Here is a 24139-nt window from a genome sequence, read left to right on the forward strand (position 1 = left end):
CTTTTTTTCTTCCCTTCAAACATATCTATCTACACTATGTCCACATTTTACTCTCTCTATTATAAAACAGAAAAACTTCATCTGCTTGAAAAATGCAATTACAACATTTTTTTAGAAATGATAGAATTGATATTATACGTTGGATCGGAGGATTTTTCATGCTCATCCCATCACTTGCTAAAAAAATTATTAACGAAGTACGTAGATTAATTGATGAGGACATTATTATTGTGGATGTTTCAGGAATCATTATCGCAAGTACGGACACAAGTCGAATTGGCAGTTTTCATGAAGGTGCGCTCCTCGCTAGTCGAGACAAAAAGAAAATAATCATAACAAAAGAATTGGAAAGTCACTTAAAAGGTGTAAAGGTGGGAATTAATTTACCCATTTTGTTTAAGCGAAAAGTTGTGGGCGTACTTGGTATTACAGGAATTCCTGATCAAGTTTCTGCGTATGGAGAGCTTTTGAAAAAAATGACCGAGTTGCTAATCCAAGAGAGCTACTATGCTGAGCAAATCGAAATGGAATCCCGTGCACTTGAAACCCTTGTCTTTGATTGGGTTCAGGGAAAAGAAGAATCAGATGAATTTATTAAACGTGCGGAGCATCTAAATATTGATATCGAAAGGAAACGTCAGGTAGTTTTTGCATCTATTAAAAGTGACACAGAAGTTCCAATCAGAAAAATATCAAATCGACTCCAGCAAAGCACACTCTTAAATGAAAATGAGGTCTTTGTCAGATGGGGAAATGAACAGTTTCTCCTCCTGTTAACGGACCGGTCAAAAGAACAAATCCAAAAAGCTCTTCAAGAACTAAAAAAGGAAATAGAAGACTCCTTTTCTGTTAAGGTATCGTTTGGTATTGGTAGTGAGGATTACCTACTAAGACAATCTTTTGATGAAGCTGACCGAGCGCTTCAGGTTGCAAAACGGACGAATTCAATCCAGTTCGACGATGATTTAAAATTGGAGATGCTCATACATGAAACGAGTGGTAACGTACAAATCGAATATGTGAAGCGTACAATCGCTAAACTTCTGGGCGATTATGATTTGCTCCTAACCCTTCTTGAATATACTAAACAAAACCAGTCCATCAAAGATACTGCGGAGGCTCTTCATATTCATGTGAATACTCTTTCATACCGTTTTAATAAAATCGAAGAGAAAACCGGTTTGCACCCAAGAAATTTTGTAGATTTAACAACACTTTATCTCGGTCTCTTATTATTGGATAGATCCATAAAAATAGTCGAATAATCACACTAATATTTGTAGGTTTCTACATAGCGGATTCTTCCGCTTTTTTTTATGCTTATTATAAGTAGAAAATTTGGAGGCGATACCATGATTGATTCACAAGCAAAACAACAATTTATAAAAATTGTCGGTCCGGAAAATTATGATGATTCTAGTACAGGGCAACTCGTATACTCCTATGATGCAACCCCACAATTCCAGTCAATGCCTGATGCGGTGATTTCTCCTCGAAATAAACAGGAAATAGCGAGCATCGTCAAGGTATGCAATGAATATAAAATTCCAATTGTTCCCCGTGGCTCCGGGACAAACCTTTGTGCAGGCACTTGTCCAACCGAGGGCGGAGTAGTCCTTCTTTTTAAACATTTAAACAAGATTTTAGAAATCGATGAGGAAAATTTAACAATTACGGTCCAACCCGGAGTGATCACCCAAGAGGTAACAAATGCTGTAGAGGCAAAGGGTTTATTTTATCCACCTGACCCTGGTTCGATGAAAATATCCACAATCGGTGGCAACATCAACGAAAATTCAGGTGGATTACGCGGACTTAAATATGGTGTGACACGTGATTATGTGATGGGTCTTGAAGTCGTTCTAGCGAATGGTGAAATCATCAAAACCGGCGGAAAGCTTGCAAAGGATGTGGCTGGATATGACTTAACACGCCTTTTTGTCGGTTCAGAGGGTACACTTGGTATCATTACCGAAGCCACTCTTAAGCTTATACCTATGCCTGAAACAAAGGAAACGATTCTTGCTCTTTATCAGGATTTGGAGGCCGCTGCCAAAACTGTTTCAAAGATTATCGCCAGTAAAATCATCCCGATTACACTTGAATTCCTAGACCAGCCTACTCTTGAAGCAGTCGAGGCATTTGCACAAATCGGTCTTCCAACAGATGCGAAAGCCATTCTCCTGATTGAGCAGGGTGGTCCAGCAGAAATTGTAAAACGTGATATTGAGAGAATCATAGAAATTTGCAAAGAAGAAAACGCCGTGTCCGTAAAATCGGCACAATCCGAAGAAGAAGCCGATGCATTAAGGACAGCTAGACGTGCGGCCCTATCTGCGCTAGCACGTTTAAAACCAACCACTATTTTAGAAGATGCGACCGTTCCGCGTTCGGAAATTGCCAAGATGGTAAAAGCGATTGAAGAAATCGCGAAAAAATATCAACTCCGAATATGTACCTTTGGTCACGCAGGAGATGGAAACCTCCATCCTACTTGCTTAACAGATGTCAGAGATCGTGAAGAAATTGATCGAGTCGAAAAAGCATTTGAAGAAATTTTTGAAACAGCAATTGAACTCGGTGGAACCATCACAGGCGAACATGGCGTTGGCGTGATGAAAGCTCCCTATCTTGAGATGAAATTAGGTGCTGCAGGAATAGCTGCAATGCAAGCCATTAAAACAGGGCTTGATCCCAATAATATAATGAATCCCGGTAAAATGTTTGCAAAGGATTCTAGAAAACGTGTGGTGGTTTCAAGGTGACAACAATGAACGAACAACAAAAAATCAAAGAGGAATTTCAATCTCGGATGGATCAGAATGAATTACTGAATTGCATGCGCTGCGGGTTCTGCCTTCCAACCTGCCCAACCTATATCGAATCCGGCTTTCAGGAATCCCACTCCCCTCGCGGAAGAATCGCATTAATGAAGGCGGTTGTCGATGGACTCATTGAGCCCGATGAGGACTTTGAAAAATCGTTAAATATGTGCTTAGGCTGTCGCGCTTGTGAACCAGTTTGTCCGTCTGGCGTCAATTACGGACATCTTTTAGAGGAAGCAAGGGATATCGTTCATCAAAATAAAAAGCATTCATTACCAGTTAAGACTGTAAGAAAAACGGTCTTTGAAGGTCTCTTCCCACATCAAAATCGTATGCGAACCTTAACTGGATTACTTGGGGTCTACCAACGTTCTGGCATGCAAAAAGTCGTTCAAAAAAGTGGGCTAATGAAGTTTTTACCTGATAGCTTAGCAACGATGGAACGAGTTCTACCAGAGGTACCTACTTTAAAAGAACTCAAGAACCGACCATACCACCTTGAGCCTATAGGTGTACAAAAGAAAAAGGTTTCCTTTTTCACAGGTTGTTTGATGGATACGATGTTCATGAAAACGAATGATGCCACAATGAAATTGCTTCAATTGGCTGGCTGTGAGATTGTTATTCCAAAAACTCAGGCATGCTGTGGGGCGTTACATGGACATAGTGGAGAAAAAAATAAAGCGAAAGAACTAGCAAAACAAAATATTAGTGCGTTTGAAGAAATTGAAGCAGATTATATTATTACAAATGCCGGTGGCTGCGGTGCCTTTTTAATTGATTATGGCCATCTTCTAAAAGATGAGCCCAATTGGGCAGAACGAGCAAAAGCTTTTTCAAAAAAGCTTAAGGATATCTCGTCCGTTTTAGTAGAATTAGAGTTTCATAAAAAAGAGCTTTCCCTTCCTGCTCAGGTCATTACGTACCAAGATTCCTGCCATTTACGAAATGTAATGAAGACTGCTTATGAGCCAAGAATGTTACTTCAAGCTATTAATGGGGCCACCTATATAGAAATGAATAATGCAGATAGCTGCTGTGGGTCAGCTGGAATCTATAACATCGTGGAGTCTGAAATGTCGATGAAAATATTAGATTCAAAAATGAAAAACGTAAAAGATACACAGGCAAAAACCATTGTCACAGCCAATCCAGGCTGTTTATTGCAAATGAAACTAGGTATTGAACGTGAAGGATTATCTGATAAAATGCGTGCTATTCATATTGTTGATTTATTGCTTGAGGCAGTTGAAGGTTAAAAAACAAGAATCGTCTTTGTTTATAAGGCGATTCTTGTTAAATGATCTAATTATTTTGAGTCGTATGAGTTCTAAAAAGCATTTCTGAAACAGTTACAAATTCATATCCCTCTTTTCCCAGTTTAGTAAGGATACGATCTAATGCTCGAATCGTTTGAGTGCGGTTTCCTCCTGAATCATGAAAGAGGATAATATTTCCTGGTTTTATACCTGAAATAACTCGCTTTGTTATCGTGTTAACCCCTGGGTTTTTCCAATCTTCCGTATCTTGATGCCACGACCACAAAACAACATGATATCCATTTTCAGCAGCGGTATTAATAATCGTATCATTATAATTCCCACCAACTGGTCGAAAAAGAGTAGGGCTAAACCCAGTTATTTCCTTAAGCGCGTCGGAAGTTTGAACGATTTCATTCTCAAGTTTTTGGGCATCTCGAATGATATTTAAATGATTAAAGGTGTGATTGGCGATTTCATGTCCCTCTAATACTTCACGACGTATAATCTCAGGGTAATTATTTGCATGTTTTCCAACAACAAAAAAAGTGGCCTTTGCTTTATGTTTTGATAGCACATCTAAAATTTCTGGTGTGTATACGGGGTTTGGACCATCATCAAATGTGATCGCGACCATCTTCTCATTCGTCTTCACTTCCCATGTAATTTTCCCCGTTTTTTCATAGTCAAAGCGTTCTTTTGCCATTGCAGGAATTTGATTGATCGTCAGTAAAAGGACAATCAATAAGATGTACCTTCCCACATAAGTTCCTCCTTTTATCATCAGCCTTACTAGTTAGTTTATGGATTTTTTTCATATTTATTTAATCGCTAATCTTGATAAAAAAATGACGAGAACTGTGCTCTCGTCATTTAATGGTTGTTTTTATTTAGTATATATTTTTCCAAATAATATTTCGAGACTGACAAATACTCACGACTATAAGCTTTTAGCAATGTAATCTGCGGTGTTTTTGCAGGTAAACCCTCCACTTTTAAACCGGCGTCTCTCGCAATTTGAACGGACCGATAAAGGTGATAATCGTTCGTCACAATAATCCCAAGCTTGGCATCCTCAGGGATAAATTGTTTCGAGAATTTGATGTTTTCATATGTGCTTGTTGAGCGATCCTCGAGGAAGATTCTTGATTCAGGAATCCCTTTGTCCACTAGTTCACGCCTCATTGCCTCAGCTTCTGTAATATCCTCCCCAGGTCCCTGGCCGCCTGAAGCAATCAAAATCGTATTCTCGTTCTCCTTCGCATACACTGCAGCTGCATCGATACGATATTGCAACGCGAGTGATGGGGTTTCACTGTTGACCTTTGCCCCAAGAATAATTAAATAGTCAGCATTTTTGGGTGGTTCTGTATCGGCATACTGCGTCATTTTATAATGAATACTCCCGAAATATATAACACCTACTATAAGTAAAATTACAATTAAAAGTAGCATCATTTTCCTCTTTTTCAAAAAGTTTCAACCCCTTTAGGGTTATTCTATCATTATATCAAATGGTCAAAAAAGGAAAACTTTTTCGTTCGGGTCTTCATTCACCTTATGAAGACCTTTTCTAACCCGACTTCTCTTCATTCGAGTCTTCATTTGGAATAAATATCAAATTTCCTACACAACCATTCCTACACACCTAAAATAATGTTCGATGTAACAAAGTAAAGCTGCTTGTCCGCCACTTTTTCACCCGTAATTCGTTGCCAAATTTGCTGGTACAGGTCAATTTGTTTTTGATAGTATTTCGCAAGGTCTGGTAGCTTGGCTAGGTCCTTTGGACGGTCAGTTTTATAATCGACGATTTTCCATGCACCATTCAGCTTGTATGCAAGGTCAATAATGCCACTAACAAACAGCGTCTCAGCATTACACCCTTTTTCAACAATCTCGCTCAACGGGTCTTGAGCATCAATTTTCACCGTAAACGGAACTTCTGTTAACACATGATCTGCAATTTGAAGCTCTGCCCAAATCATCGATTGTTTAAAATGAGCAACTGCTTCAGCAACTTCATCTCTTCTTCCTAACGAAATTTCATGCTTTTGTAAACTGGAGACAATTGCTTCTTCAGCTTCTTCTCCTTTGGCAATCTTCTCAAACACCTCGTGGATCGCGGTTCCCCACGTCTGGCCTCCACCTTCCTCACGCTCAATCTCAAGCGTGAACATATCCTGTTTGTCTTCAGTTGGACTATATGTTGAAAAAGAGGGTTGCTTTCGATCTTCAATCCATCCAAGTAATCCTTGTGTGTCTTCTATGAATTCCTCACGTGTAATGATGTGCCTCTGAAGCTCCTTTTCATCATGTGTTAGCTCTAGCTTTTCAAGATCCTCAAGTCCTGGTAAACCATCAAGCAGAAGATTCCACGGATTTTTATCATTTTTTGTTTCGAATGAACTGATGATCATAGCATTCTCGGCTCTTGTTGCCGCTACATACAGAATGCGTATTTCTTCCGCAAGTAAATAGGCTTCCTCGGCATCGAGATAAGACTCCCAGTGTAGAGGCTGCGCAACAGGTTTTCTCGCGAAGCCTTGCTTTCTTTCGAACATAAAATATCCTGTCGATGATTGCTCCTCACGTCTAATATGGGACCATATTTTATTGCAGACCTCTGGCTTTTTCCCCGGATGGGCCAAGAAAACAATCGGTGCTTCCAAGCCTTTTGCTTTATGGACATTCATAATTCGCACAGCGTTTTCATCTTCCTCCAGATTGATGACCTTTGTTTTTTCTTCAATTTGCTGCTTAACATAATCGACAGCTTGATTGAAGGTTGTTGCTTCGCCTTCCTCTTTTAAACGAAGTGCTTCAAGAATTTGCAGGAGATTCGTCGCCTCCCTTTTTCCATAGCCTTTCACAAGGAACAATGGGTACAGCCCAATATCCTCGATTATTTTTTCAATGGCCACTAAAGGTGAATGTGACGTCTTCCATTTTACATATTGTTTAAGCTTTGAAAGTGCTCCTTCAAAATGCTGTTTTGTTTCGGAATTTAAATGATCGGGCGACGACGCAAAGAGGGAAAAGACTCCACCTGCCTGTCCCCATTGGAAAAGCTCTTCATCACTAATACCAAACCAAATACTTCGTAATGCTGCAACGAAAGCAATTTGATCGGTAGGATCCACAAGTGCTTCAAGAAGTCGAATAAGGTCCTGAAATTCAAGAATGGTGCCAATTTCCATTTCACCACTAACGCTAACAGGAATTCCTGCTTCCTCAAGTTTTGTCGCATACACATCGATTCCATCTTTTTGCCTTGTTAAAATCATGAATTTCCGTGGCTCGTGACCTTCATTTATTAATTTTTGAATGTGTGCTGTAATACTTTTTGCATCTTCTTCAACCGTAATTGCTTTATTTTTCGCAAATTCATCAGCTAAAACTAGCCTTTTAATCCCTGAAAAATCTGATGTACCTGCTTCTTTATGTGAAATGAGCGGACGATAGGCAGCCTGATGAACTGTCTCTTCTTCCGGCAGTTGCTCTTGAAATACTTGATTCAGTAAGCTTGTTACACGATCTACCGTTCTGAAATTCATAATAAGTTGAAGCACTTCCCCACCATGGGTTTCAATCAATTGCTTCACTAAATTGTAAATATCAATATCTGCTCGTCGGAACCGGTAAATCGCTTGCTTTGGATCCCCCACAACAAAAAGCGAGCCCGGACGCGGTTTGCACTTGGTCCACTTCCGTTCCGTGACATCCTCACCCGTTAAATAAAACATGATTTCTGCTTGAATTGGATCGGTATCCTGAAACTCATCGACAAGCAGTCTTTTGTACTTTCCTTGAAAATACGATCGTACTTCTGCATTATCCTTTAAAAGGACTGCGGTTCTCATTAACAAATCCTGAAAATTCATTAACGAGCGTTCCTGCTTTATTTTTTCATACTCCGCCAATGCCTCTTGAAATAATTCGATCACAAATGGATGGCAATATTCACGCCATCTTTCAATTAAAGGCTGGACGTGGGTCTCGAAAAAACTAGTAATTCTCTCGAGATATTCCTTTGCATCCTCTTTTGAAGTCCATTTGTATTGCGTAACCTTCAATTTTTTATCAAATAACTGAAAAATTTTGATTTTTAAAGCATCTGTTTTGTCATCGTATTTAACATGACGAAGCGCATCATCAATCGCTTCCTGGAGACTGTCAGGACCTTTTGAAATGTCCTTCGGAATGCAGCGACTTGCTTCTTTTAATAACGCGATGAAACGGCGAAATACGTCATCAAGATTTGGCTTTTCGATCACATCAGTTGCCCACGCAACATCAGGATAATTCTTCATTTCACAAAAGCGTTCCATTAAATCTTTTTCACGAAGCCCTAAATCATTCATCATTCTAGATTTTTGGGGATGATCCTGTTCGAGCTTATGCGTGTAGACTAACCATGCCGCCTCAGCAATTTTGTCATCCTCTGTATCCTCAAGTTCAGAAAAATGAACATCAATCCCTGCTTCCACTGGTCGCTCGCGCAGTAATCGTGCACAAAAAGAATGGACGGTTCCGATAAACGATTGTTCGATGTTTTGTAAGGCTTCCTCTAGCCAAAATTTCACATCTAGATCTGCTTCCTCTTTACATTTTTTCTCAAGAGCTGTTAAGAAGCGCGTTTTCAATTCATCCGCCGCTTTTTTAGTAAAAGTAATTGCGACAATCTCATCCATTTTTGCTGTCCCTGTATAGATCAGGTTCACCATTCGTTCAACTAGGCTCGTTGTTTTTCCTGAACCTGCCCCAGCTTCTACAAGGAAATTTTGATTTAGGACAGAAACAATTTTATCCCTTGCCTCTTGATCGACAATCACCTTAGTCATAAGCCCGCACCCCCTTAAAGCTTTTCAATCCCTCTGCCGATTCATCCTGTTGCTTCTGTTTTAATCCATCCTTGTCATAGGTGGACCGTCTGCAAATCTTTTTAAACTCACAAAATATACATTCATTCTCATCATCTGTCATGGTAAAGTGTCCATGCTCCACAATCGAAAGGAGCTTGTCTAAAATATCTTTTCCATTGGTTCGTGTTGTGTCCCCTTGCTCCCTCACAAAGCGTTTTCCCGCCCCTTTTCGAGTTGGAAAAAGATAAGAACTGATTTTTACTGAACCATCCTCCATCCCCATATGGGCCTCGATTGCGAGAGTGTAGAGGAGATGCTGTAGCTGTCTCCCACCTTTGTAAAATTCCTTCGTCCGATAGCCCCAACTGCTTCCCGTTTTATAATCAATAATATGAAAGGACCCGTCAGGAAGCTTGTCGACTCGGTCAATGATTCCCCTGACATGTACCGTTCCAGAAGGTAGCTCGATCACAGCTGGTGCGTCTTCCCCAAACGAATATTCAAAATACAAAGGTTCGCCATGCTCACTATTTTCCTCTTCAATTTTTAAAAAGATCTCACATGATACGATGATTTCTTCTGACTCTACTCTTTCCGTTCGTGGGTTTGGTGGTGGAACCATTTTTTTTACTTCATTCAGCCTTTCGCTCGCTATCTTTGTTAAAAGGTCAATATGCTTTGTGTAGGAAGGCTTGTCGGGACGTTCTTTCATTTCTTGATAAAATTTCTCGAATATTTCATGCAGCAAGGTTCCCCTTGTTTTGGCATCTAACCATTTTGTCGGGTCATAGGTAATGTCTTCAATTACTTTTAACCGCAACACATTTTCTAAAAAATAGGCATAAGGGCATTTTGCGATTTTCTCGAGTTTCCCAGCCGAAATAGTGATTTCTGGATTTTTGCGAGGATCAAACCCTGTGGTATCACTTTCAATTTTACCTTCGTACACAGTAAAAGCTGGTTCCTGCCTCATTTTTTCAGCATGTAGCCCTCTCGTAATATTCGAAAAATCCGCTAAAAATCGTTCATCAAGCTGGATGGTTTGAGAGTTTGTGATTTTCTCATACCACCAATCTTCATTTTCAAGTGGATGGTTTTGGTTTACTGTCGGTACATTCTCTTGAAGAGTCTTAAAATCTGCAAAAAAATCTCCTGTTTGAATTCGATAGCATTGTAAAAATAAATACGAAGGTGATATATTTCGATTTTCATTTATGTCGAACCTACAGAAACTAATGGTTATGTCATTTTTCGCTGCTGAAGCAAAAAGCTGCAACATGGAATAAAGGTCGTTTTTGAGTCTTTCTTTTTCCAACGGTAAAAATCGTCCTAGTTTTTCTCTTTCAGTATCAAGTAGAAGTGGGTCCTCCCCTACCTTCCCTGGAAACCGCTTGTTGTCCATCCCAACAATAAACAAATGCTCACGATTCAAATAAAGTCCGTTTTTATAAGAAGAGAAGTGAAGAAATCCAGGCTTAGGACGTGAATGACCAATACGAATGGAGAGGAAATCCTCCTCGAATTTTTGGTGGGCATTAGCTACAGATTCATTGGCATATGGTAGCAAATCCTCAATTCGCTCAAGTAATGCATCTTTCGCCACTTGGTCAAATGCTGAAGAAACCTTGCATTGGTTCTGCAGAAAATAGTTGGCCGTTTTTAACAAGTCCCGATAAATGATCGTATCGTTGTTTTCGGCAGTTTGCATATGGTTGAAGGTAGTCGCAAACCATTTTAACATCCATTCATAATCACGGATTCGGTTCTCTGACACAGACGATTCTTTCAGTTTAGTTTTGATTTGAGTAAGATAGCGCTCTTTTCCCCAGCCGATGTCAGCACCACGTAGTAGCGTTGCCCATGTTCTTTTTGAAGGTGGATCATCCCCTAAGTCGAGCACGTCTTCCTGAAGAAGCTTTAAAAAAGCCTGGACACTATAATAATCCTTCATCCAAGCTAAGATTCCAGCCACCATCTTTCCTGGTCTCGTAAACCCAATCGGTACCCCCTCACTAAAGGTGACCGGAATTTGTAACCGCTCGGCTATGTGGTACATAGCGGTTACATATTGGGCGCTTGACGTGTGAAAAATGGCTGCCTCATCAAAGCGAATACCTCTTTCTTTGATTCGGTAGATGACCTCTTTTAGCTCCATTTCCTCTGTCTTGGCTGAAAAAAGCGACAGAGTTGGCATAGTTGTTGGTGAATTCTCCACATCAAATAAATAGCTTAAAGGTGTTTCTTCTCCAAATACGACTTTTGAAAATGGTGTACTCTCAGGTATAGCAATACCGCGGACTGCTTCCATTGGTAAATAAAAATAGGTTGTTGGAAGGGCCGTTTTTAAAAATTCCACCTGTTCAAAAGCTAACTTTAGGTTGCTTTGAAGAATGAAGATCTGATTTCGAGAATCATATTTTCCTAGTGCATTTCGATAAAGGTCCGCCTCATCTACCAGTTTATGTGTATGAAGAAACTGTTCGTAAGCCTCTAAAATAAGTTTCAGATCGTCGCCTTTTTTGGGTGAGACGAATGGTTCGATTGAAACTGTGCTGCTTTTGAATCCTGCCAGACGAAGTTGGTTTATTGTTTGATACATGCTTTTGCTTAAGGTTGGTGTGATTTCGAGCTCATGAAAATAATTGAGGTTATGCTTAAGTTCTGTTAATAGGGTGTGCACAAAATGAGCTCCAAGTGTGTCGCTCATAAGTTGATTTTGTTGGTTCGAGGTTGAATCAAGGGCAAGGTCCCTGATTGTTTTGATTTTTATGTTTAAGGCATGATTGTTTTGCTGAGTGAACTGTCTTAAAATTTGCTCGCCTACCATATATGAATCGACAATTAAGATTTTTTCGTTTAAGAAATGCTGGTTACATATGGTTTCGAGGTGTTTAATGAGAACTTCCACTGGTTTCACTCTCCTATTTGGGGAATTTGGGTGTAATGTTATGTCTTTTTTGTTTCTTATCGGCGTTATTTTTGTTCTATCGATTTTATTTTAATTCTATCGACGTTAATTCTTTTCTATCGACGTTAGCAGCCGTTCTATCGATTTTAGCCATTTTCGACAAAACAAAAGGACGTCCAAATATACATCCAGACATCCTTGTTGTTTTATCCTAGTATTTCTCTTATCTTTTTAATAGTATTCCCATTTATTGGTTCGCTAAACTTCCCATTTATACGAACAGCCGATCCAAAATGGTATTCGGTTGCGTGTAGTTTTTGGTGAATCTCTACAATGTTATTATGAGACAGTCCAGATCCTGGCATAATGACTGGTGATGGCTTTTCACGAGAGAGCGCCAACATTGCCTTGAGATTTTCCACACCCTCTAATGCCTTCTGGGCACCTCCAGAGGTTAGCACCGCTTGAATTGAATCACTGTATTTTTGAAGGGTTTTATAGGCTGCAATAATATCCTTCGCTTCATCAATCGCACGGTGGAAGGTTATCTTCATTCCATCCGCAGCATCAATCACTTTTTGAAGAAACGCTTCATCTATTTCTCCAGTTTCAGTTAAAGAACCAAACACAATTCCGGTTGCGCCAAGTTCCTTACACACTTTAACATCCTCTAAAATAACCCGCTTGTCATCTTCTGAATATGTAAATGAATATCCGTGAGGACGGACCATGACATGGACGGGAATAGTGACGGCCTGAACAACATCCTTAATGATGCCATTAGAAGGTGTCAAACCTCCTTCCGTCATCGCGGTCACTAACTCTAAACGGTTCGCGCCGTGTTCTTCTGCTAACTTTGCATCCTCTGCATGCTGGACAATAATTTCTATTAACATCGATGTTTACCTACTTTCATTAGACCATGGGGACGGTTCTTGTGGTCCCTAACTGGGAACCACAAGAACCGCCCCTCTGGTAACTATTTAATCATCTTGTAAATATAATAACCCATTGGTCCAAAAATAGACAGGAGTAGCCCAATCATATACCACATACCTAACCCTTCATTACCTTGTGCGACATTGACCATTTCCCACGTGCCTATCGCAAAAAAGAGAGTTAGCCAAAAATTCATCGTGATGAGCATTTTTCGAGAGATTCTATACATCTTTTCCGCATTTTCTGGAGTTATCTTTACAGGGTAATTATGAATATGTGGAAACTTACTTAATATAAACATCATTTTAAATAATAAGGTTGCAATAATCGGTAGAATGAGGACACTCGCTTTTCCTCCCCACTTATCAGGCTCCCCCATGATATTAAAATGAGTCGGTACCCGATCTGGAATCTCGCTCCAATTCAAGATGATAAACCCATACATTCCAAGTAAAAATAGGATCGAAAGCAACTCTATTGTTTTTTCAAATAAAGTTTTCGGCAGCTTTAATTCTGGTTTTTTAGACATAAAAACCACTCCTTCTTCATACCTGTTTATACGAAAAAGGAGTGGTAAGGGTTTCATTTTACGAAAGAAATTTTAGCAATTTGTCCAATGTCGTTTCCTCAAAATCTTTAACGGCAGTTAAATAGGGTAAGGTCATTTCTTCTGTTAGATCATCCCAGTTTAGAACTAGTGGGATTGACCCTGTAATGGTGCCGTCTTCTAAAATAATCGTATCCAGAAAGTCTAATAGCTGATCGCGATCGATAATCGCTTCACCAGTGCCATGATCTGTTAATTCAATTTCTCCTGAAATCGAAGTCCCTTGGATGTGAAAGGTAACCTCATTTGGAACAGGAGAACCCACCCCATTGTATGTAAGTTTAAGAATGTCTGGAGGCGTCTCACTCATTTCACTATAATTCACATACTGTAGTTGAGCGGACCATGTATTAATCGTTTCTGGAGTCTCAACTGGTTTAAACACAACCATTTCATACCATTGCAACTCTTCCTTATTACACCCAGCAAGCAACATCATGATGAGAACAAACGGTATAATCCTTAACAGTTTCAACTTCTCATCCCTCCTTTGGGACCACGGGGACGGTTCCTGCGGTCCCACATTTACATTTATTTCCTTAAGGAGCCAGAAGAGCCGTCCCTTTGGCAACCTACCCACGAGGAGCCAAGAGAACCGTCCCTTTGGTCCCTTATTTCTTTCCGAATTGCATTCTCACGCCTGCTATTTTGGTGAGGATGAGGTAGGCAATGATACTGAATCCAAGTCCTCCTAGGTGATAGGATAAGAGGCTTGGGGGTTCATTGTACCTATTTGACGAGCCAAATACCATTCCACCAAATAGGTAGAAACAGATAAACACACCTACTTTTAGGTATGGCAGCATATTTTCATAAGCCAAAATTTTACCGTTGTTTTCACTTTTTATTCGAGTGGATAATCGCTTAAGCAAATATAACGAGACAATGGTTACAAGAATCGGAATGATGATGACTGATAGCCCACCTAAAAATGTGGTCTGTTTCCAAATAAAAATTTCATTTATTCCATGTTCAAAGTCCAATAATTGTAATGGAAATGAAAGATTCTCGATATAAATACCAAACTTTGGGACTCCACCGTATTCTCTTATGAAAAAGTCACCTGTAATTGCTCTATAGTGAGTAGAAATTCCTTGCATCACTAAGTTATATAGTCCGTATGGCAAGAATAGAAAGATCAAACTAAAGGCAAATTGTGAAACAAAACTTGCTCCAATTAAGCCAATGAACAAACTAAACGTAAAGACCCCGATAAGAGTGGCAAGAGCAATCACAAAATAATACCCGAGTGCCGCTATTGGAAGATATTCATTCATCACAGAATTGCCGAGTACAAACATTGAGATTAACACACTTACTGCCACTGCTAGTGTCAGATGAAATACGCCAAATATCCACTTGGAGAAAAAGATATCACTTCTCTTGTAAGGTAATGCTAGTGTAAAATCAAAGCTTTGATTTGTTCGTTCTAATCCAATTAAAGCTGTGGCCAAGAGTATGGATGCAAGAACTTGAAACAATCCTACCTCCAAGAAATTCCCAAAATAAAATGTGTATGGCTCTGAATTTCCCCATTCATCCCAGTGTAAAAGTGAATTCTCTTCGATACTTAAAAAGTTATTCAGTTTATATGGAAAGTAAAGACAAACCAACCAAAGCCCCCACACCACAAACTTTGATTGCTTATAATTCTTTAGCCAAAGTGCCTTGTTAAACAATGTCATCCCCTCCTAATGCAGACACAAACATGTCTTCAAGTGACATGGGTAATTCCTCTACTAGCAATGGTTGCTCCTCTTTTAAACGTGATACTACTTCTTCTGTATTTCCTTTTATTAAAAGCGTGTTTACCCGACCAATTTGAGATAAGACTTCAATATTTGAAAGTTGCTTGATTTCTTCAGGAATTCCATTTTCTTTGAATACCACCTGAATCTTTTTATAATGGAGTCTTGCATCCTCCATTGTGACGATCGATTCGACCTCGCCATCCTTTAGCATGATGATGGTATCTGCGATTTTTTCGAGTTCATCTAAATGATGACTAGAAATCAGAAGCGAGATCTTTGATTCTGACACTTCCTCTAATAAAAACTGGAGAATTCTCCTTTTTACAATCGCATCTAGCCCATTTGTTGGTTCATCTAATATAATCAGTTTTGCTCTTGTTGAAATAGCCAAAATGATAAATAATAAAGCCTTCATCCCACGTGAAAAGGTACGTATTTTTCTCTTTTCTGGAAGGTTGAAGCGTTGTAAAAGCTGATAAAAATAAGGTTTATCGAAATTCACATAAATCGCTTCATATAGAGTGACAAGCTCTTTGATACTGTAGCCATTAAATGTGGTATTTGAATCAGGAACAAACACCATTTCCCCTTTCACCTCAGGGTTTGTCACGATGTTTTTCCCTTGAAACACAACCTCCCCTTGATCCGCATCTAAAATGCCAACGAGGCTTCTTAATAATGTTGTTTTTCCGACTCCATTTCGACCGACCAAGCCGACAATTGATCCTTCGCCAATTGAAAAAGAAATATCATGTAAGACTTTTTCTCCTTCAATGCTTTTTGAAAGATTTTGTACATTAAGCATTGCTATCCTTCCCTCCTAACTCCTCTACATACTTTTCAATCCACTCAACAAATGTTTCTTTATTTATCCCGAGATAAGAAGCTTCTACGAGTAAATGCTTTAATGTTTGTTTGATTTCTTCCACTTTTTCATCATCCACTTTCTTTGGAAGCTGTTCGGAAACAAATGTACCCTTTCCCCTTCGTGTTTCGATAATTCCTTGTCGTTCAAGCTCTTGATAGGCTTTGCTGACGGTGTTTGGGTTAACAAGTAAAGTTGAAGAAAGCTCGCGAACACTTAATAATTTTTCATCCGGCTGAAGGACTCCTTTTAAAATGAGCTCCTTGACTTGGTTTACAATTTGTTCCCAAATCGGTGTATTACTTCGTTCATCTAACTGAAAATACAAGCAAAACACCCCTTTCAGTTGTTCTATGTCAATTGTGTTTTATGTGTATCACATCATATAGTACACTTAATACATTAAATCACATCAATCATCATGTCAATATACGTTCGCCTATTTATTTAATCAAATACACCAAGGCGTATTTGCGCCCAGATTTTTTAGGCCCACACGAGGTGGGTCACAAAGACGTTGCCACAGGAAGTGGCGTTTTTAGTCTTTGATCTTACTGCTCGAAAAACTTCCTTTGAAAATCTGTGGCATCCGCCGGAGGCATTTAACTTTATTCAGTCCTGGATTGGATAGTTACTCTTCTTGCATTCATCCACTCCAACAAAAGTAGAGACTCCTACTGAATAAAGTTAAATTTGTATTTCGCTGACCGAAGCGGTTCTGATACACTAGAAAGGTAACACTTACATTCGTGCTATGTATAGCACCACCAAAAAGGAGAATACATATGTCTAAATTCGAACAAATGCTTGAAAAATATGCTGATTTAGCTGTTCGCGTTGGTGTTAATGTTCAAAAAGGACAGAACCTTTTTATAAATGCACCTATTTCAGCCGTAAAATATGTAAGGAAAGTTGTAAAGAAAGCGTATGAGGCTGGAGCGAGAAATGTATATATTGAGTGGAATGATGACGAGATTACCCGCACACGCTTTGATCTTGCACCAGATGAGGCCTTTCTTGACTATCCAATGTGGAAGGCAAAAGGAATGGAAGAACTAGCGGAAAATGGAGCAGCCTTTTTATCGATCATTTCCTCTAATCCGGACCTATTAAAAGGCGTCAACCCGGAGCGCATAGCCCATGCCAATAAAACGGCAGGTAAAGCACTTGAAAAATATCGAAATTACTCTCAGGCTGATAAAATCAGCTGGTCTGTCATCGCTGTCCCTTCTGAAAGTTGGGCCGAAAAAGTTTTCCCAAGCCTCTCTTCAGAAGAGCAGGTCGAAAAATTATGGGATGCTATTTTCCAAGCAACTCGTGTTGACGTTGACGATCCTGTTCAAGCATGGAAGGAACATAACGCAGCCTTGCATGCTAAAGTTGAATACTTAAACAACAAAAAATACAAAAAATTACATTATAAAGCACCTGGCACTGACTTAGTCGTTGAATTACCTGAATACCATGTATGGATTGGCGGCGGTGGTGAAAACGAACAAAATATTGAGTTCGTTGCCAATATGCCGACAGAAGAGGTGTTTACCGTTCCTAAAAAGGATGGTGTAAATGGATTTGTCAGTAGCACTAAGCCACTTAACTACGGCGGAAGCCTAATCGACCAATTTACATTAACCTTTGATAATGGACGAATCATTGATGTGAAGGCTGTAACAGGTGAAGATACCTTAAAACGTCTTGTGGAAACAGATGAAGGTAGTCACTATTTAGGTGAGGTTGCACTTGTTCCACATAGCTCACCTATTTCACAATCAAAAATTCTTTTCTATAACACGCTTTTTGATGAGAATGCCTCCAATCACTTTGCAATTGGAAATGCATATGCCTTCTGTATTGAAGGTGGTAAAACAATGTCACGTGATGAGCTTTTGATGAAAGGCGCAAACTCAAGTATCACGCATGTTGATTTCATGGTAGGCTCAGGTGAAATGGATATCGACGGCATCACTGCCGATGGCAAAATTGAACCTCTCTTCCGCAACGGAAACTGGGCTATTTAACAAGAAATGTGCAAAGCGCCTTGGTAGCGGAACATCGACTAACTACCGCCACGTCCTGTGGCGAACGTCGATGTCAGCACTTCCTCGAAAATGCCATGCATTTCCTTCGTGCGATGATAATGCTGCCGAAGCCTTCCTTGTCCTGTGCAAGTCCAAGCATAAGACAAGCGCTGACAGAAGGTGCATCTTACATTCCGAAGCGATTGGCTAGTCCAGAAAGCCGATGGCGCCTGGAACTAGACAAACAATGATGGCACCATCAGGGATTAGCTTCCGATGGTGCTTTTTCAATTCCTCCCCCCTATCCACATGCAATAACAACCAAAAATTTTATAAATGATACTATTGATATTCTGTTGGTATTATGTAAATATAGATGACAAGACAGATGTAATTTCACCATGAGAACAAAAGATAATTTACAACGGAATATGCCTAAGTTTGTGAAATTATTATCAAACTTATTTAGTTGAGGAGGCAAACTATGAATCTATTAAAATTACGAAAAATGCTACAGGAATTTTTACTTGAAGATATAGGTGAACATGATGTCACTAGTCAATCGATCTTTCCCATTGAGCAAACAAGTCAAGGTGTGTTCATTGCGAAAGAAAGTGGAATTATTTCTGGATTAGCCGTTATTAAAGAAGCGTATCATTTGTTGGATCCTTCAATCAAAGTCGAACAACGTTTTTCTGACGGAGATCGAGTTTCAGTTGGTGATACCATTGCAACTGTTAGCGGACCAACTGCTCACCTGCTTACTGGTGAGAGAGTCATTTTAAATCTCTTGCAAAGAATGAGTGGAATCGCCACGGTCACAAATAAATGTGTCGAGGCTTTAAACGATCCCTCCATTCATATTTGTGACACTAGAAAAACCATTCCAGGACTCCGGATGCTTGATAAATATGCAGTCGTCTCCGGAGGCGGCAAGAACCATCGATTTGGCCTCTATGATGGTGTCATGATTAAAGATAACCATATTGCCTACTGTGGTTCCATTACAAAAGCGGTTCAAGCCGTACGCGAAAAAATCGGTCACATGGTAAAAATTGAGGTTGAAACGGAAAACGCAGAAGAAGTTTTAGAAGCCGTAAATGCTGGTGCCGATGTCATCATGTTTGACAATCGGAGCCCAGAAGAGGTGAAGGAATTCACACAATTAGTTCCAATAGGCATTATCACCGAAGCCTCTGGGGGAATTACCTTAGATAACTTAGCAACCTACTCCGGAACAGGTGTCCAGTATATTTCGTTAGGATTTTTAACTCATTCGGTGAAAGCCCTTGATATTAGCTTACAGGTAAAAGAAGGAAACAAGAAATCCCTCTGATTTAAAAAGTTGAGTGTAGATTTATTTAATCAATAAGATCACCCATTGGGGGGTAAACATAATGTTTCAAAGAAATTGGACTTTATCTTTCATTTTATTAATAAGTAGTTTACTACTGGCAGGTTGCATGAATCAGGTTGGCGCGGTTTCTGTTGGTACTTCAGATGATATTCGAACGACCATCATCGGTGGACGAACAGGCGGTGCTTGGTCTGTTTTTACGGAAGGGATTGCTGAATCGATTCGTCGAGAATATAAAGGATCGCTGATTACGGTCGAACCGGGCGGAATTGTAGAAAACCCTGCCAGTGTTGGAACTAATACTGTCCCATACGGAATCTCTTACGCTATGACAGCGTACGCGGCATTCAGTGGAACAGAGCCATATAAAAAAGCGTATCCCGATATTCGGGCAATCAGTGTTGTCATCCCTGCTAACTATTATCAGCTGATTGCGCGGGGAGATGTGGGATTTGATTCATTAGATGAGGTAATTCAAAAGAAAGCCCCGATTCGACTCGCTGTTGACCAAAGAGGTTCTGCTGGTGAAATTATGACACGAGCGATTTTAAAAGAATACGGTGTAACTTATCAAGACATTGAATCTTGGGGTGGGTCTGTTGATCATTTAAGTGGGGCAACAACCTTTGAATTGATGGCAGACAATCGAATCGATACGACAGGAGATGCAGTATCTGTTCCTTCTAGTGATATTTTAGAAGCCTCCACAACGAATGATTTAAAATTTATATTAATAGATCAAAATATCCTTCAAGTGGTGGCAGAAAAATTGGGAATGGAACGAGGTACGATTAGAAAAGGTAGCTATCATTTCTTAGATCAAGATGTGAGTACCGTCTATACGCCAGCGATTTTAATTGTTCATAAAGATGTACCAGAAGAAGAAGTGTATCGTGTCACAAAAGCGATCTATGAAAACTTTGAATACTTAAGTACTGTTCATAAAGAATTTAAAAATCTTTCAGATGAAAACTTTAGTAAGGTTGGGAAAGTCCCGCTTCATCCAGGTGCGGAAAAATTTTTAAAAGAAAAAGGACTCATTCACGAATTCTAGAAGGGAGCTCCCAACATGATGGGCTTTAAAAACATTTTACCAAAAGCCTTCACGGAAGGTGAAAAGCGCCACTTAACTGGACCACATTTCAATTTATTTATAGGTTTCGCAGCCATTCTATCGGTGTTCCAAGTTTGGTCCGTGATTTGGGGGAAATTAGATCCGATTCAATTGTTGGCGACGCATTTATCTCTCATTCTATTTTTAACTTTTATGTATTATAGTTTTTCTAAAAAGAGTGGAACAAGCCCTTCACCAACAGTTATAGACTATATCTGTTCATTCTTGGCATTAGGTGCGGGAATCTATTTTAACATCCATGCTGAACGAATATCGGAACGGATCCCGATTGTCGACCCATTATCTTCTTTGGATATACTAGTTGGCTTCGTATTTGTCGTGTTAAGTATTGAAGCAGCACGCCGGACGATTGGGATGCCGATTGTCATCATTGTATTCATTGGAATCGGCTATGCTCTATGGGGTCATCATTTAGGTGGACTGATTTGGCATCGGGAATTTTCATTCTCAGAGGTAGTTGAAGATTTAGCTTATAGTTTTAATGGATTATGGGGTTCCCCGATTGCTGTTGCAGCATCCTTTGTTTACATGTTCTTACTGTTTGGAACCTTTTTACAAAAAGCAGGTGCGGGTGAGTTTTTCTTCCAGTTGTCAACTGCTTTGGCAGGAAGGTCACGAGGTGGTGCCGCGAAGGTTGCCGTTTTAACAAGTGCTTTTTTTGGGATGATTTCTGGAAGCCCGACAGCAAATGTTGTAACGACGGGCTCGTTTACCATCCCCGTTAGCAAACGCTCTGGTTACAAACCTTCGTTCGCAGCAGCAGTTGAGGCCGCGGCATCAACAGGAGGTAGCATCCTCCCACCCATTATGGGATCATCTGCCTTCTTAATGGCAGCTATCACACAGATTCCTTATATTTCAATCGTCATTGCGGCGATTATTCCGGGCATTTTATATTATCTCTCCTTACTTGCCATGGTTCATTTTGAGGCCGTACGATTAGATTTACCAAAGGCAAAAAAAGAGGATATCCCTAAAGTATCGGACGTCTTAAAAGGAGGCTGGTACTACTTTATTCCACTCGTTGTTTTGCTCGTTTTTCTTTTAAATGGATACAGCGCATCAAGAACGGGTTTTTATGGAGTATTAGCCATTATCTTTGTGAGCTGGTTTCGTAAAAAAACGCGAATGGGTGTTAAGCAAATTTTTGAAGCAATGGTCGATGGTGCAAAATCCTCTATCCCTGTTACAGCCGCGTGTGCAGCAGCAGGGTTAGTAATTTCAGGTATCATGTCAACTGGTCTCGGTGGAAAGTTAACCAGTGTGGTACTTGGTTTAACGGAAGGTATGCTTATTCCAACTTTATTCCTAACTATGCTTATTTGTGTTATTTTAGGAATGGGAATGCCGGTAGCGGCGGCTTATATTTTAACAGCGATGTTAGCAGCACCTGCATTAATGGAGTTAGGTGTATCCTTAATGTCAGCGCATTTATTTATCGTTTATTTCTCCATATTTTCGGCGATTACACCACCTGTTGCCGTCGCAGCCTATGCAGCAGCAGGTATTTCTGATAGTAACCCTAATCAAGTGGGGCTAGAAGCCGTTCGACTTGGAATTGTCGGTTTCATCGTACCATTTATGTTCGTGCTAGAACCTGCATTATTGCTAGATGGTTCACTAGTTGAAATCATTCTTGCATTCATTACTGCCGTAGTCGGCGTTGTTTCATTAAGTGCCGGAATCATCGGCAGATTCCAAACAGAAACTAACGTACTAGACCGAACACTATTAATCATAAGTGGACTATTGCTTATCTACCCACATATTTTATTCAGCAGTTTGGGTATAATCGTATTCATTTTCGTTATTATATTACAGAAAAAGCGTCAGATCCCATACACCCCTGTCCAAAAAGGGGCATAAGCAAATAGGTAAAGTTCAGTGTTGTTAAGCACTGAACTTTTTTTATGTTTCATAGTTCTCTTTTCTGTTTCATTAAGGCTAGTAGTTTTTTATCTAGCTCTTCGTATTTTGGATCATCCTTTTTTAACAATGACAATTCACCGATTATCGCACTAATCTTATTTTCGATAAGCAGCTTTTCTTCTTCATTGTTTTGTGTAGTAACCAGTTTCGGTTCTATCTGACCTCTGCGCTGATACTCCCCTAGCCCCATTTCGACTCTTTTAATAACACCATTATCAAATACAAGAAGTTTGTCACACATTTTTTCAAGAAAATATTGATCATGGGAAACGGTAAGAATCGAACCTTCAAAGGATTGCAACATATTTTCGAGAGACTCGCGACTTGCAAGATCAAGGTGATTGGTAGGTTCGTCTAAAATTAATAAATCTACCTCATCCAATAACAATTTCACAAGCTTCACCCTTGTTCGTTCCCCCAAGCTTAAGGACGATATGGGCTGATTGATTTTATCTGCATGAAACCCAATGTTTGCAAAAATAGTTCGTGCTTCACTCATTTTGTCTTTTGCAGTGATTCCAACATATTCAAGGATTGTCTTCAATTCATCCAAGTCCGTTACATCCTGAGACAAATAACCAATTTTTAAGGAATAACTTTTCCAGAGCTCCCCCATTGATAGTGTTGATTCTCCCATGATGACACGAAGTAATGTCGTCTTTCCACAGCCATTTTCACCAAGAATGCCAATCCGTTCTCCAAACTTCACATAAAAGTGGCTTTCTTGAAACAACAGCCTCTCGCCAAATCTCATTCCTCCATTGTTCACTTCAACAATTCGTTTCCCCCGCTTTTTACTCTGTTTGAAATGAAATTGGAGTTCCTCTTTTTCCTTTGGCTTTTCAATTTTGTTTTTTTCGAGTTCTCTTTCAAGGCGCTTCTTTTTTGACTTAATTTGTTTATCCATTTTCTTAGCCTTTACTCGATAAAATTCCTTATAACCCTCCTGCTTCGTCGATTGGCGATGCGCTTTGTCTGACCAGTTTTGCAAATTGCTCAGCTGGTTTTCAATTTTCTCTTTTTGTTTTTGTTGACTGTCATAGCGATGGAGCTGACTTTGGTATTGCCTTTCCTTTTCCTTATAAAAATCAGTATAATTTCCTTCGTAAATGATCGAATTTCCATCCTCAATCTCAATAATTTGATTTACTGTTTGATCAAGGAAATAGCGGTCATGCGAAATGACAATGATGGCGCCCGGAAAAGCCTTCATTTCCTCAATCAGCCACTCAACTCCTTTAAAATCAAGATGGTTAGTCGGTTCATCAAGCAATAAGAGATCCGTTTGGGATGCCCAAACCTTTGCCAGTGATAGCTTTGTCTTCTCGCCCCCACTTAAGTGAGCTCCGCGATGATGATCCCATGTTTGGACTTTCGTTAACCCAAGCTGACTAGTTTGCTTCAACATATCTTTTGACATCGTTGCTTCCTCAAGGTCATGAAGCGCAACATCAGCAGCTTGCTTTACATAGCCAATTGAAATCGGTCCAGATGGCATTTCGATATTTCCTTTATCCATCTCCATTTTTCCCGTTAAAATGTTTGCCAATGTCGTCTTCCCGGCTCCATTATTTCCGACAATCCCGATCCGATCGCCCCTTTGGACGTCAAATTCAATATGATTTAAGATGATCTTATCTCCGTAGCTTTTGTGGACCCCACTTATTTTTAAAATCGTCAT

General features: G+C 39.7%; 18 protein-coding genes. 7 read left to right on the forward strand and 11 right to left on the reverse strand.

Annotation, left to right across the window (positions count from 1 at the left end):
* The first annotated feature begins 158 nt into the window (after positions 1–158).
* The 3 genes from ABC371_RS20580 to ABC371_RS20590 all read left to right on the forward strand — a co-directional run bounded on the left by ABC371_RS20580 (position 159) and on the right by ABC371_RS20590 (position 4084).
* Positions 159–1265 carry a CdaR family transcriptional regulator gene (locus tag ABC371_RS20580; protein ID WP_412898506.1) on the forward strand — a complete coding sequence of 369 codons (1107 nt, stop codon included), beginning with the start codon at positions 159–161 and terminating at the stop codon, positions 1263–1265.
* Positions 1266–1352: 87 nt separating this feature from the next.
* A complete protein-coding gene (gene glcD / locus ABC371_RS20585) occupies positions 1353–2765 on the forward strand; it encodes a glycolate oxidase subunit GlcD (RefSeq protein ID WP_412898507.1) in 1413 nt (470 codons plus the stop codon).
* The gene (locus tag ABC371_RS20590) at positions 2762–4084 is read left to right on the forward strand and encodes a (Fe-S)-binding protein (RefSeq protein WP_412898508.1); all 1323 of its coding nucleotides are present in this window, start codon (positions 2762–2764) and stop codon (positions 4082–4084) included. Before glcD ends, ABC371_RS20590 begins: the two co-directional genes overlap by 4 nt.
* A 46-nt stretch (positions 4085–4130) precedes the next feature.
* On the opposite strand, the gene ABC371_RS20595 is transcribed toward ABC371_RS20590, so the two are convergent.
* The 10 genes from ABC371_RS20595 to ABC371_RS20640 form a co-directional block, all read right to left on the reverse strand.
* Positions 4131–4868 carry a polysaccharide deacetylase family protein gene (locus ABC371_RS20595; protein WP_412898509.1) on the reverse strand — a complete coding sequence of 246 codons (738 nt, stop codon included), beginning with the start codon at positions 4866–4868 and terminating at the stop codon, positions 4131–4133.
* An 89-nt stretch (positions 4869–4957) separates the two neighbouring features.
* Entirely contained in the window at positions 4958–5557 is a 600-nt protein-coding gene (locus tag ABC371_RS20600; RefSeq protein WP_412898510.1) for a YdcF family protein, read from the reverse strand.
* Between the two features lie 167 nt (positions 5558–5724).
* The gene (locus ABC371_RS20605; protein WP_412898511.1) at positions 5725–8928 is read right to left on the reverse strand and encodes a UvrD-helicase domain-containing protein; all 3204 of its coding nucleotides are present in this window, start codon (positions 8926–8928) and stop codon (positions 5725–5727) included.
* Positions 8921–11857 carry a PD-(D/E)XK nuclease family protein gene (locus ABC371_RS20610; RefSeq protein ID WP_412898512.1) on the reverse strand — a complete coding sequence of 979 codons (2937 nt, stop codon included), beginning with the start codon at positions 11855–11857 and terminating at the stop codon, positions 8921–8923. Before ABC371_RS20610 ends, ABC371_RS20605 begins: the two co-directional genes overlap by 8 nt.
* 206 nt (positions 11858–12063) lie before the next feature.
* The gene (locus ABC371_RS20615) at positions 12064–12753 is read right to left on the reverse strand and encodes a copper homeostasis protein CutC (protein ID WP_412898513.1); all 690 of its coding nucleotides are present in this window, start codon (positions 12751–12753) and stop codon (positions 12064–12066) included.
* Positions 12754–12836: 83 nt separating this feature from the next.
* On the reverse strand, positions 12837–13325 hold the full coding sequence (locus ABC371_RS20620) for a DUF1648 domain-containing protein (protein ID WP_412898514.1): 489 nt from the start codon (positions 13323–13325) through the stop codon (positions 12837–12839).
* Positions 13326–13383: 58 nt separating this feature from the next.
* Positions 13384–13878, reverse strand: coding sequence for a hypothetical protein (locus tag ABC371_RS20625; protein WP_412898515.1), 495 nt, complete (start codon positions 13876–13878; stop codon positions 13384–13386).
* A gap of 136 nt (positions 13879–14014) precedes the next feature.
* Positions 14015–15082, reverse strand: a complete 1068-nt coding sequence (locus ABC371_RS20630; RefSeq protein WP_412898516.1) for an ABC transporter permease subunit — start codon at positions 15080–15082, stop codon at positions 14015–14017.
* Complete coding sequence (locus ABC371_RS20635) at positions 15075–15959, reverse strand: ABC transporter ATP-binding protein (RefSeq protein WP_412898517.1); 885 nt, start codon at positions 15957–15959, stop codon at positions 15075–15077. The genes ABC371_RS20630 and ABC371_RS20635 overlap by 8 nt, the downstream gene beginning before the upstream one ends.
* Positions 15952–16347, reverse strand: coding sequence for a GntR family transcriptional regulator (locus tag ABC371_RS20640; RefSeq protein WP_412898518.1), 396 nt, complete (start codon positions 16345–16347; stop codon positions 15952–15954). The genes ABC371_RS20635 and ABC371_RS20640 overlap by 8 nt, the downstream gene beginning before the upstream one ends.
* A gap of 457 nt (positions 16348–16804) precedes the next feature.
* On the opposite strand from ABC371_RS20640, the gene ABC371_RS20645 reads away from it, so the two are divergent.
* The 4 genes from ABC371_RS20645 (at position 16805) to ABC371_RS20660 (ending at position 22395) form a co-directional block, all read left to right on the forward strand.
* Positions 16805–18037, forward strand: a complete 1233-nt coding sequence (locus ABC371_RS20645) for an aminopeptidase (RefSeq protein WP_412898519.1) — start codon at positions 16805–16807, stop codon at positions 18035–18037.
* Between the two features lie 484 nt (positions 18038–18521).
* Complete coding sequence (gene nadC, locus ABC371_RS20650; RefSeq protein ID WP_412898520.1) at positions 18522–19373, forward strand: carboxylating nicotinate-nucleotide diphosphorylase; 852 nt, start codon at positions 18522–18524, stop codon at positions 19371–19373.
* A 61-nt stretch (positions 19374–19434) separates the two neighbouring features.
* Complete coding sequence (locus ABC371_RS20655; protein ID WP_412898521.1) at positions 19435–20448, forward strand: TAXI family TRAP transporter solute-binding subunit; 1014 nt, start codon at positions 19435–19437, stop codon at positions 20446–20448.
* Between the two features lie 15 nt (positions 20449–20463).
* Positions 20464–22395, forward strand: a complete 1932-nt coding sequence (locus tag ABC371_RS20660) for a TRAP transporter permease (protein WP_412898522.1) — start codon at positions 20464–20466, stop codon at positions 22393–22395.
* Between the two features lie 49 nt (positions 22396–22444).
* Here ABC371_RS20660 and abc-f read toward each other — a convergent pair whose 3' ends face one another.
* Positions 22445–24139 carry a ribosomal protection-like ABC-F family protein gene (abc-f, locus tag ABC371_RS20665; protein WP_412898523.1) on the reverse strand — a complete coding sequence of 565 codons (1695 nt, stop codon included), beginning with the start codon at positions 24137–24139 and terminating at the stop codon, positions 22445–22447.

The organism is Bacillus jepli (assembly GCF_047238305.1).
Classification (GTDB): Bacteria; Bacillota; Bacilli; order Bacillales; family Bacillaceae_L; genus Ferdinandcohnia.